Raw genomic sequence first — 12,788 nt, 5'->3', positions numbered from 1 at the left:
TATGCACACCTAAGAATTATATAGCGATGCGATTTGCTAGGTTTGCTGGCAGAAGCAGACGGCTTGTTCTAACGGACTCGCACTTTTAGCTAAGACCTAGCCTTTTTTCTAGGTTTTCTTGCCTATAACTTCATGAGAAGATTGACCCAGTATTTAAACAAAGCTTAAACATAGTGTTTTTAAATACATCGTAGATCCTCAATTCAATAGGAGTGGCTAGCGATGGTAAATAGCGAACTCAAGAATAAAGTAGCCTTGATTACTGGGGCAAATAAGGGTATAGGATTGGAGATGAGTCGTCAACTCGGACAACATGGATTGACGATTTTGATCGCAGCTCGGAATTTAGAAGCAGCAAAAACGGCAGCCAGTAACTTGCACGATGAAGGAGTTTCAACTGAAGCGATCGCTCTTGACGTAACTGACAGTACTCAAATTAAGTCTGCTTTTCAAGAGATTAGTGACTCTTTTGGTAAACTGGATATCTTGATTAATAATGCAGGTGTGTTTCTAGATGACGATTGGTTAATCAGTAATGCCACTTCTGTTTCAATAAACATTATTCGACAGACATTCAACACCAACTTTTTTGGCTTGGTGGAATTAACTCAAGTACTGCTACCGTTAATTTTAAACAGTCCTAGTGGTCGAATTGTCAATATGTCTAGTATTGAAGGCTCATTGACACTTCATGCTACTCCAAGTTCACCAATTTATGACTCTAAACCATTTGCTTACAATGCTTCTAAGGCAGCAGTCAACGCATTCACCATCCATTTAGCCCATGAGTTACGCAATACTGCTGTGAAAATTAATAGCGCTCATCCAGGTTGGGTGAAAACTGAATTGGGGGGTGAAGGCGCAATGATGGATATCGCAGGAGGGGCAAAAACGGGCGTTAAGTTAGCGATGCTCCCTGACGATGGACCGAGTGGTGGCTTTTTTCATCTTGGTGAACCAGTACCTTGGTAAAAAGTTTAGCCACTAATAAGGTAGGTGTCTCTGTCGAAGTGGCATCCGCTTCCTAATACTGAGCTACTTCAAGAGATAGGATCTACTAAAAGAGTAGGATTTAAGGAGTAGACCTCTGTCTTTACAATTTATTAACGTTTCTACAGCAAGTTCTCAACCTCCCGCAGGCTTAATTGTCACTTTGCATGGTTGGGGAGCTAATGCTGAGGATGTAGCATCTTTGTTACCCTTGCTCAACTTACCCGATTACCAGTTTGTACTACCCAACGCACCTTATCCTTATCCCTATTCCACAGTAGGGAGGGCATGGTATGACCTGCAGGTGGAGAATATGTATAAAGGATTGGCAGAAAGTCGGCAACTGCTAATAAATTTTTTGCAATCTTTAGAAAGTACCACTGGCGTACCTTTGTCACGCACCATTTTAAGTGGATTTTCTCAAGGCGGGGCAATGACTTTAGATGTCGGCTCAAAATTGCCCCTAGCAGGTTTAGCTGTCATGAGTGGGTATTTACATCCTGATGCAGTAACGGCAGAGCAAAAAGGGATTCCGCCGACTTTAATCAGCCACGGGAGATATGATGAAGTTGTGCCCCTACAAGCTGCTTTGAAGGCACGAGAAACTCTAAAGTCTCTAAAAGTGGCGGTAGAATACCACGAATTTGATATGGGGCATGAAATAAATCCACAAACGTTAGAGGTGCTACGAAATTTCGTTGTAAATACAATTGCTTAGTCAGGATTACGAATTTTTTATAAATTATGGTACAAATTCTGACAATTTTCACGAAATTAATGACTTCTAATGAGTAATATATATTGGGTGGCTGCAAAAGAGCGCAACTTAACCCATGCTGAAGGCGAGTGCTGGATAAGGGAGGGGCAAGCATTATGACAACTCTAAGCATTTCTAAGAAAGAAATTGCTGCCATGACTGTGGCAGAAGTAGAAGAACTGGCTACACGTCTAGAGCTAGATAATTATAGTAATGCTTTTGAGGGTTTAAATGATTGGCATCTATTGCGAGCGATCGCATTTCAGCGTCCAGAGTTAGTTGAACCCTATATCTACCTCTTAGACTTGGAACCCTATGATGAAGCTTAGTTGAGAGTTAGTAGAGACGCGATTAATCCTTGTCTGTACAGGAGTTAGGAGTTAGAATTTCTAACTATTTAGTACTAATTTTTGTAACTGCTCACTCCTAACTTTTTACCATGCCAAATCCCAAATCCCAAATCCCAAATCTTAAATTGAATAGGGTTCTAATTGGTGTAGGTGGCGGTATCGCCGCCTACAAAATTTGTGAATTGGTTTCGACGCTGTTTAAAACTGGGGTGGAAGTCCGAGTCATCCTCACCCGTTCGGCGCAAGAATTTATCACGCCTCTGACAATAGCCACCCTATCTCGTCATCGGGCCTATACAGATAATGATTTTTGGCAACCAACTCACTCTCGTCCTTTGCATATTGAGTTGGGTGAATGGGCAGATGTCATGGTAATTGCCCCCTTGACAGCTAATACATTAGCAAAGTTAGCTTACGGGATGGCGGATAATTTACTCACAAATACCGTGCTGGCTTCTACTTGTGCCGTGGTGTTAGCACCGGCAATGAATACGGATATGTGGGAACAGCTATCAGTGCAGCGAAATTGGCAACAGTTATTGACAGATAGCCGATATCATGGAATGAATACAGCATCAGGATTATTAGCGTGCGATCGCATCGGTGCTGGTAGACTAGCAGAACCTCCAGAAATTTTGGCTCACATTCAATCGTTGTTACACACTCAAGGTAAACGAGATTTAGCTGGTAAACGAGTATTAATTAGTGCTGGGGGAACACGAGAGTATCTTGACCCAGCCAGATTTATTGGCAATCCTTCCACAGGTAAAATGGGATTAGCTTTAGCACAAGCAGCACTTCACCGAGGGGCAAGTGTCACCCTAGTACATGGTCCAGCTAGTTGGGATGTACCATTAGGAGTGCAAGCAATTCCTATTATTAGTGCCGAGCAAATGCAGCACGCCATGCTGGAATATTTACCCAACGCTGATGTCATTGTCATGTCAGCAGCTGTGGCAGATGTGAAGCCAAAAAATTATAGTACAGAGAAATTGCCCAAGCGATCGCTCCCCCAAGCTTTACCCCTGGAACCAGTACCCGATATAGTTGCCCAATTAGCACAAAATAAACAGCCGCATCAAATCTTAATGGGTTTTGCAGCACAAAATGGGGATATTGTCAATCTTGCATTAGAAAAATTACAGAGTAAAAAATTGGATGTCATTGTTGCCAATCCCATCGATCAACCTGATAGTGGTTTTGGGAGTGATAATAATCAAGCGATATTTTTAGATAAACAAGGAAATCAGCTAGCGATCGCACCTTGTTCTAAATTAGAAATGGCGCATCAGTTATTTGATTTTCTCACCAGCGAATTTTAAATTTTGGATAATGGAATTGAAGCTAAAATAGATGGGACAACTAGCAACCGAATCACCATCAACCTGGCGTTTCATCCCCATGCTTAAGACATCAGGAGCAGTGCAAATGGCGATCGATGCTTGGTTATTCAACCAATGTGAAAAGGGACAGCACCCATCTACTCTGCGTTTTTATACCTGGTATCCCTATGCTCTTTCCTTGGGACATCTGCAAAAACAATGGCCTGCCCAGTGGCATAATCTGATTTACCAACAACAGCGACTTGATTTAGTTCGTCGCCCAACGGGAGGTAGAGCTGTTCTCCACCAAGGGAACTTAACCTACGCCTTGATTACCTCAGCTGGTACAGGAAAAAGCTGGGGTACTTATGAAAAAATCTGTAACTTTTTGATCCAAGGCTGGGAAACCTTGGGTATTGAGTTAAATTATGGTTCTGCTGGAAGGGGTTACATTCACAATCCCAGTTGTTTCAACACAGCAACAGCAGCTGACTTAGTTACTGCCGATGGAAGTAAATTCATTGGTAGTGCCCAACGCAAGGGAAGAAATGCGCTTCTTCAACACGGCTCAATGATTTTATCTACAGACAAAAGTTTATTTGAGGAAATCTTTGAACAACCTGCTCCGTGGAATACCTCACTTTGCAATACACAACAAGAGGATGGCTGGATTGCAAAGATTGTGGAGACATTGACAGAGACGGCAAAACAGTACTTTGGCATAGAACTAGTTACCCAACTATTTACTGATCTTGAATGGCAAGATATCCTCAAATTGCGATCGCTTTACGAAGTGTGTTAGCGTAGCTTACCGTAGGTATCGCCTATTTCAAAACTTGAGGTTATCTAGGAAATACGTAGAAAACCAAAGTTTGTTGTAAGTAAAATCGCTGTACAGCGTAGTTTTGCAGTGTAATTAAAAAGTTGACATTTTTATTTACATCATTTAGTGTAATCATACTAAGATGTAATTTTTATTATACATAGCCATGTATTTTGAGGATGTGCGTGAGTGGCAGGGAACTGCGGAGGCTCTGACAAAGGAGCTAAAACGCCAGATTAAATACCTTAAAATCTCTATAGAATCACCTGCCCTCCGTACCATTCGGTCGTGGAGAGCAAAACAACTTTTATCACAACCCAAAGGGCAAGAATTTGGATTTCGCCAGATTTTGGAGGGATTGGCAACAATTTTACTATTAAAGAAAGGTTGGACACTTGCAGCGATCGCTCAAGTTTTACCTTCCTTTGGTGAAGATGTTTTAGAGAGGCAAATTATTGCAGAGGCTCAAGGTCAAGATCCGACATGGCTACCTGCAATTTCAGCAACCTCTTTACCTTTGCCTACTGGACATCGCCCAGCAATGGATCTGGCTGAGGATGCTGTAGTTTTGTTAGCCCAAGGAATTATTCGCCAATATGAACGGGTGCTGCCAGGTAAACAAATAGTTCGTCAAGAGGATAGTACGCTGCCGCCAGAACTCTATCAAGCAATGTGCAAATTGGGTCGTCTATACATTGAAGAAGGACAAAGCGATCGCGCGGCTTGTGTACACACTGTTTTGGATAACGCGCGCTACCCTCTTGCTTTTGATCGTTGGGGGTTAAAAATTTTTAACCAATCAGACTTTCGCTTTTCTAACGCAACCATCATCGATCCAGATTTACGAGTTCCCACCTCAGACTGTGCAGAGATTGCCAACCTCAGTAGGGGTTTTGGGGAAAATAACGTCATTGAACATCGGCTTTATACTGAGTTATGCGATGCGACTGAACGGTTGGGTGGTCGCCGTCGGCACAAGGCTTACACTGCGCTACGAGAGTTGTTTGGTAGGTATTCCCTGATAGGACAACGCCAACTATTTGATCACTTGGTTGACAATGACTTAACTCCTTTACAGGGAATAATAATTGAAAAATTTTTCGACCTAGTACCGGATATTTGGCTAATTGATGGTTTGGCACACCGTTGTGCATACTGTGGCACGCTCATGCGACCTCATCCTAACAATAATCTCTTTGCACAAGGGCGCTGTCCCATTCGCCAGTGTATTGGTCATGAATTGCCGAAAGTATCTGAGACACTAGATCCCAACAAAGATATTTTACGAATTGCCAAGCCACAAATTCTCATGTACTGGACAGGCCCAGCAATTGACGAATTAGCCATATTTGATATAGCCGGACAAAATAAGCTCAACACTGAACTTTATCCAGAGTCGGATTTATGCGATATAGCGATTAATGAACGAGCAATTGGAATTGATGCTAAGTCCTACACAAGTCCAGTGACTCTGGCTTTGCGTCTCAATCGTAGTATTGGCGGGCTGATTTATTATCATCGTCGGATTTTGGCTGTGAGCGATCGCTTAATTGAGGATAACCCAAGTTACATTTCTACCCTGAAATCAACACTCGATAAAAAAGGCGATCCCACCAGTTTAGAAATTATGTCAGTTTCCTCCGTCATTGAGTTTTTAAAGAAGATGCCGTATGCGAACCAAACCTGATTTTTGGAAAGGTGCAGAGCGAATTTGCTGGTTTTGCGTCTTGATGAAGGAATTCATTAATACTGATTCACTGGAGTATGCACCACTAGTGATGTCAGGCATGGCCAGCATTCTGAATGCACCTGCATTTGCACAAGCCCGTCAAGCTATTTTCAATATGCGCCAGATGTCACTGGCTTTTGTGACAAACCAATCAGTTAAGCACGGAATTGCTCTCTATAACAATTATCATTACTGCAACAATACTAAAGGGACGTATGAAATTGATATTGAAACACTTCACTTTAAAAGGACTGACCCTTTAGAAGATTCCTCAATTACACAGGCGCGGCAAATTCTCAGTACCCCTTTGCCGTACCAGACGTATGGTTTTACAGTTGCCGATCCTCGTCAGGCGATGGCAGTTGCGTTAAGTGAAGAGTCAGCCGCCGTGCAGTTACCCATCCCTCGGATCGCTGCCCCGATTGCTGCACATCGCACACATTCCCTCAACCGCAAACCAAAAGGCAAGATTCGCATTCCTCTAAAAGAACTGCGCGATCTGGCTATTGAGATGGACGAGCGTGAAAAACAAGATCCTGAACGACGACCTGGTAACTGGGCAAAACGCTTTGAACGCTTTGACCTGATGGTATCGGAGGCTGGCAAAGGACTGCGGAAAGAAGATAATGTGTTGGAATTAGAGGACATCAAGCACTTAATTGGTTTGCCAGGGTCAGGTAAAACAACCTTGCTTGTGTTGATAGCTGTCTGGTTGGGGCTACATGACTATAAAGCAATGTTTGTATTTCCCTCCATCGAAGTTGCTAGACAGTACATGGCTGATTTGGCATTTCATCAAGTTAAGGTGGGAATGCTTGTCGGTCAAGGTGATGAAACTCGTCGTCGCCACGCAGACAATATTGCAGAAGCGATCGCTGCTACAGGAAATAATGGTGGTTTTGCTTACACCTTAGAACAAGCAGAAGTTTTTGGGATGAACTGCGTTCTACCAGCCTTTTCAACTGAGGATATGTCTAAATGGGGCTTTGGTTACGCACCTTGCAACGAGATATTGCAAGGAGAAGGGAAACAGGGAAAGATGAAGAAATGCCTGTGTCCCCTATGGACAATGTGCGGTCGTAATAAAGCACAGCGAGATTTATTAGATGCGAATATTTGGGTTGGTCATGTGCGATCGCTCGATACTGAAATATCACCTCATGCAACTTACGAACAAATACGATATTTTGAATTAATTGCCCGTACCTTCGACGTAGTAGTTTTCGACGAAGGCGACATGGTGCAGAAATACTTAGATGAATATGGGGCAGCAACTTTAAGTATTTCCGGCTCAGAGCGATCAATTCATAGAGTAATTCTTGAACAGATTCATAACCGCTTTGCTCGTGGTGAAAACTATCGACTATTCGATCGAGATATAGAACTTTACAGTCGTGACCTAGCAGAATTTGGCAATCATAATACCTCTTTGATTACCACCGTTCATAATATGTCTGGGTCGCGGGTAAGAGAACGCTACGAAAATCAATTACTAACTGTATTACGGATTGTTAGCGAACTATTGAATAGTATTAACAAATCTAATAAACAAGATGAAATTGATGAACAAGAGGTCAAAAGAGAAGTTACTAGAAGTCGAGCGTTAGCTGAATTTTGGGAAAAAGCAGCATACAACGCCTTTTATGATCGTACAGGTGTTAAGAACCCTCAAGATTTTAAAGCAGATTTTTGGTCTCAGACTATAGACATAAACCGAGAAACCTTGGAACAGCAATGGAAAACTCTCATTCGTAATTTCCGCCGTTACCTAGCTGAAAATCTCATTAAGCACCGTGATGCAATTGTCCAAGAAATTATTGAATTATTTTTCAAACTCTGTTTTCCGGATCATCAATTAACCATAGAAGCCGAGGATTTAATTAAATTACTTATAACTGTTACATTCGTAATTTTAGGTTATCAGCGAATTGTACCAGGGACAAGAACAATGCTTGCAGAAGGTTTCATTCGTGAATCAATTATGGAATCAACTGCATCACCAGAACTCAGAAAATTCATTTCAGAAAGTATTTTAGGTTCATTTTCTGGTGTGCAATATAATTTTTTCAAAGCATTAACAACGCGAACTGCTGCCAGAAATGTGGAATTATCTTACATTACATTTGTAGGTGCGCCTCGAATGTTAATGCACCGTTTTCATCGGTTGTTAGAGGCAGATGACGGACAAGCAAGTCCAGCCATTTTAATTACGTCAGCCACATCATTTTTACAAGCAAGTCCCGCTTACCACATTAACGTCAGCCCCCATTATTTACTAAAAGCAAAACCGCTTCCAGCAGATGATAATAGAGACCCTAGCATTTATCGTTTCAAATGGTATCCAGATAGTGAACGTGGTGATGAACCCCTCAAATATAGCGGTGCTGGTGACCTGCAAAAACGTAATCTTCTGCGGATGGTGGCTGCTCTTGTAGGAGGAACTAAGCCTGAAATTTACAAATCTATGGATAAATTTGATGTCAAATGTGGTGTACGCCGCAAAGCAGCTTTAGTTGTTAATGGTTACGAGCAAGCTCGTGATATTAAGAAATATATCAATGACTATTATCCTCAAATTGGTAGGCATACAAAAGCAGTTGTGAAGTCTCTGAGAGACGGAGAACAACCAAAAGATTTCGTCACTTCTGCTCAATGTGAAGCATTGGGAGATGATGAAAATTGTCATATTTTAATTTTTCCTATGCTGGCAATTGGTAGAGGTGTCAATATCGTTTTCACCAAAGGGGAAAGAAAATTAGATGCAGCAATTGGCTCGATTTACTTCCTCACTCGTCCTCACCCTACCAAAAATGATATGCAGCTTTTGTACAGTTTGGCAGGACGAGCAACACAAGAATTTGATAGCCGAGTTTTTAGCGAAACAGAAGATTTGAATGCAATAGCAACAGCTTGGCAGCAATCAAGAAAAAACCTGTGGTTAACTGCCAATAGATTGTTACGTGAACCCTTAATGGCAAGCCGTTTGGGGCCTGAACTATTCAAATCATTTACGGCTAATCAAATGGTAGCTATTCTGCAAACAATTGGTAGAGGGATGCGGAATGGATGCCCAGTATCAGTTTACTTCGTCGATGCAGCTTGGGCTAAAAAATCAACAGAAAATAAGCCCGACTCTGGACGAGATAGTATGCTGGTTCAGATGCGAATAATTTTAGAAGAATGTGTCAATCATGAAGACCCTGTAATTCGGGAAATTTATCAGGAACTTTATGGTGCATTTCTAAAACCTTTACAGCGTATTCAAGGAGTAATTTATCCTGATGAACTAAGTTTGTTAGAAGAATCTGCGGATGAAGATGAAGGTTTTGATGAGTTTTCAACACTATTGGAGATGTAAACATGATTAATAATTTTGATGATGAAATTGAATTGGAAGAAGATTTATTGTTAGAAGAGGAAGACGACGAAACTGAAAGTAATTTAGTTTCAGATAAGTTTTACATTCAGCAAGGTGCAATTAAATTAATTAAAGAATTTCCTTTAGCTTTCACCGTACCAGATAATCTTGCTCCAATTATAGTAGAGGGTTATACTATTACTTGGACAAAAGCAGGTTTGCAATGTTTTGACGAGATTCAACAAGGAGCTAATGTCAAAAATCTTCCTTATGGCTCATTGCGAAATTTCCTACAAGTAGTGCTAAAAGATGCAACACGAATTGAACCACAGGTAGGTCTTAGCAAATATGCTTTGAATTCTGCTAAAGGCGATCACATGCCAGAACCTTTTGTTTACCTTACTGGTGGCAATGAGAAAGAAATAAATAAAATACTTCGCCCAATTATTAATGATTGGTTCACAAATTATCTCAACCCGTTTGCTGAAAAGGAGGATATATCAATAAAGATTATTGACCGCTTGGAAGATTTGCAAGAAAGAGGAGAGTTAATAAAAGTTTCTCCATTCAAATCTCAAGTATTACCTTGGAGTTGGAATATACAGACAGATACAACTCAACCTAAAGATAAATATGCGTATCGAATGCTAGCAGATTATGTGGCTCGTCAAATTGCTGCACAAGTTATTTTTCCAGATTTAGGGCCGATGAAACGCATTATTTCCAGCAAGAAAACATTTTCCTCTAATATTGCAGAACTGATTACAGATCCGATTCCCTTACAGAACAAAAAGGGAAAATTCAGTTTTGTAGTGAGATTGGAAGTCATTACTTATCCATCTTTACATCAACCTTTATTACAAATTGAGTTTTCTAAACGTCGCTGGTTTACTAAGTTAAATGCTCCTAAACATGACCTTAGGAATATTAGCGGTTTCATATTTTCTCAAGAATATACTAATCGGGCTTTTAATTATCAAGTTAAAGCCGAACTAGACAAAAAAAGTAAAAAAGGGAAAAATAAAAAGCAAGAGAAGATAAAATGCAATTGGAAAACAAGTAAAGATTTTGAAATATTGCGGAGAGAATTTAATTTAGGGCAAACTTCTGATGGACAAGAAATTGCTTTAGGTTTAGCCTCTACTGATAGCTGTGAGGTACTTCTTACTTATCGTAATGGACTTCAAGATAATTCAGAAGAAGACGAAGAAATTGCAGAAAAATACGGTATTGAAGCAGGTGTACCAGAAATTGATAAATTAGATGCTTTTGAGGCGATCGCTAAAATTCTTAAACCATTAGGAATGGAAGTATTTGATGGTTACACAGAAGTATCATCTAAGCATAAACTAGATGATACAGCATCGCGCATGATTAATCTTCCTACACTGCTTGGTGGTGTTTTGGAAGCTCTGGAAACAAATTTCAAATCGGAATTTACACCAAAATATCTCGATCATCTCAATGATAAACAAATTGATGATTTACTAAGTAAATACTTTAACATTCGTTTAGAAGGGATTGATTGGGGAAAAAAAGCTCTTCAATTCAAAGGACGCATAAAGAATCAGACTGATGAACTTCAAGGCATAATTCAGGCAAACCAAACAGCGATGCAGCGATTGTATCCTAATGAACGACCCTTATTATTTATCTTTTATGAAGCTCATTTACAAACAGAAGCGCAACTGTTAGAAAAAGCTACTCAAGTTTTGTGGGGAGATACACTTGAAATAGAAATTAATCGCTTGCCAGAAGATACCCACGGGCCACGAGAGATTTTACCAGGAGAAAAGTTGAAAGCTAAAGAGCGATCGCAGAAGCGAATTGAAGCATGGGAATCAACTGCAAAACAGATTGCAAAGCTAAATCAGCCCACCTTCTGCTTAATAATGGCAAGAGAATTTTATCCAGATCCTACTGGTCAAAAAAGTTTTAAGCATGATGATAATGTTAATAAACCCTCAACCCGCAAAGCATTAGCAATGGCTGGTGCTGGTGTCCAGTTTCTATTACCCATTGAAAAGACACGAAAAACAAAACGTCTTAAACTATCAGACTTTTTCCATCGGATGCAATCAGCATTAAAAGATTTAATCTTTGCTCATTCTGGTCGTATTGATGATATTAAAGAAAAAGTTGATAAGTACCTGCAAAATATTCCACCAGAAGTTAGGCCAAAAGAAATTATTGTAATTACAATCGTCCGTAAACAAAAGGGTCGTGTTCGTGGCAAAATTGAAAGTACATTTTTACCAATAGCAATCCGCATCAATGTGGATACAGGTAAATGTGAGTTTTGCTGTGCTTATGATAGAGGAAATTTAGTAATCAGTTCGTGGACTAGTTTTTCTGATGCACGAGCTTTTATTGCTGAACTTACTCCCATCAAACTGGCAGATAAAGATGAGGTACGCAAGACTCGATTCATGAAATTTGTGAAACAGCTTGTTTCCAATTCTGTGGAAGAAAAAGTGCAACCCTTAGTGTTAATTGATTCTTCCAACTGTGTCCAACTATGGTCTTGGCTTAAAGATGTTGAGATTAATGCTAATCAAATTAACCTTGGTCAGCAGCATGAAAATATGCAAGAAGAATGGCAAGGCGCACGTTTAATTCGCATTCGCCAAGAACTTGCCCCTGGTATTATTGAGAAAAAAGTCAGACATTTAATAGAGACTTCTGTAGAAGATACCAGAACTAAAGAAGAACTAAAGAAACTGCCACCTACGCTGAAAATTCCTTCAGCATCTAGTGCGACTGGCTTATTCCGACTCAGCGCGACTAACAAAACTGGATGTGTAGCTTATCTATCTGTGGCGCGTGAATTACCACATCAATATTCACGTGGGCAAAGTTGCTATCGCTCAACTTACACTTTAGCAAAACAAGCTGGGTTAAATGTAAGTCAACTCTCTACAAGACCTCCTTTTGTTGGTTACTGGCCTACTCCCAACCCCCTTGAGATCGTCGTTACCTTACGTCAACCAGAAGATAATCCTGATGACCTAGCTGCCCTTGTGGAGTCACTGCGCTACGGCTTTGGTCACTATAGTGATTGGACAGCTTTGCCTGCTCCGTTATTTTTTGAACGCGTTGTGCGAGACTATATTAGTGATTTTGCGATCGCAGACGAAGATATTGAATCGGAGCAAGATTAAATATCTTGCTAGTGAAGAAAGAGGCTACTAATAAATTTACAACTTGAAAAAGGTATTATTTGCAATCAAGCTAAACTTGCAGAAATAATGCATCGGGATGCATTGGCATTGTAAAAGGACGCATTAACAATGTATTCCAATGCATTGGCATTGTAAGGGGACGCATTAACAATGTATTCCGATGCATTAACATTGCAGGGGGATGCATCGTTAATGCATCCTGATGTATTGGCATTGCAGGGGATGTATTGGCATTGCAAGGTATTGCCAAATTTAATCTGCTACCAATTAATGAAAT

At 40.5% G+C, this 12,788-nt stretch carries 8 protein-coding genes; all 8 read left to right on the top strand.

The window, feature by feature from the left end; all coding sequences use genetic code 11:
- The first annotated feature begins 222 nt into the window (after positions 1-222).
- The 8 genes from V7L20_RS03280 to V7L20_RS03245 all read left to right on the top strand — a co-directional run bounded on the left by V7L20_RS03280 (position 223) and on the right by V7L20_RS03245 (position 12,490).
- The gene (locus V7L20_RS03280) at positions 223-972 is read left to right on the top strand and encodes an SDR family oxidoreductase (RefSeq protein WP_334742694.1); all 750 of its coding nucleotides are present in this window, start codon (positions 223-225) and stop codon (positions 970-972) included.
- 115 nt (positions 973-1,087) lie between these two features.
- Positions 1,088-1,708 carry an alpha/beta hydrolase gene (locus V7L20_RS03275; protein ID WP_334742702.1) on the top strand — a complete coding sequence of 207 codons (621 nt, stop codon included), beginning with the start codon at positions 1,088-1,090 and terminating at the stop codon, positions 1,706-1,708.
- Between the two features lie 155 nt (positions 1,709-1,863).
- Positions 1,864-2,076, top strand: coding sequence for a protein IsiD (gene isiD, locus V7L20_RS03270; protein WP_229457986.1), 213 nt, complete (start codon positions 1,864-1,866; stop codon positions 2,074-2,076).
- A gap of 110 nt (positions 2,077-2,186) precedes the next feature.
- Positions 2,187-3,419: a bifunctional phosphopantothenoylcysteine decarboxylase/phosphopantothenate--cysteine ligase CoaBC gene (coaBC, locus tag V7L20_RS03265; RefSeq protein WP_334742693.1), complete on the top strand. Its 1,233-nt coding sequence runs from the start codon at positions 2,187-2,189 to the stop codon at positions 3,417-3,419.
- Positions 3,420-3,450: 31 nt separating this feature from the next.
- Positions 3,451-4,221 carry a lipoate--protein ligase family protein gene (locus V7L20_RS03260; RefSeq protein WP_334742692.1) on the top strand — a complete coding sequence of 257 codons (771 nt, stop codon included), beginning with the start codon at positions 3,451-3,453 and terminating at the stop codon, positions 4,219-4,221.
- 202 nt (positions 4,222-4,423) lie between these two features.
- Positions 4,424-5,929, top strand: a complete 1,506-nt coding sequence (locus tag V7L20_RS03255; RefSeq protein ID WP_334742691.1) for a restriction endonuclease-related protein — start codon at positions 4,424-4,426, stop codon at positions 5,927-5,929.
- Positions 5,913-9,329: a hypothetical protein gene (locus V7L20_RS03250; protein WP_334742690.1), complete on the top strand. Its 3,417-nt coding sequence runs from the start codon at positions 5,913-5,915 to the stop codon at positions 9,327-9,329. The genes V7L20_RS03255 and V7L20_RS03250 overlap by 17 nt, the downstream gene beginning before the upstream one ends.
- 2 nt (positions 9,330-9,331) lie before the next feature.
- Positions 9,332-12,490 (top strand): RNaseH domain-containing protein, encoded by a 3,159-nt coding sequence (locus V7L20_RS03245; RefSeq protein WP_334742689.1) that lies wholly within the window; start codon positions 9,332-9,334, stop codon positions 12,488-12,490.
- The last annotated feature ends 298 nt before the right edge of the window (positions 12,491-12,788 follow it).

It is taken from the genome of Nostoc sp. (genome assembly GCF_036916735.1).
Lineage (GTDB): Bacteria > Cyanobacteriota > Cyanobacteriia > Cyanobacteriales > Nostocaceae > Nostoc.
This window is presented reverse-complemented; position numbering and strand designations above follow the sequence as displayed.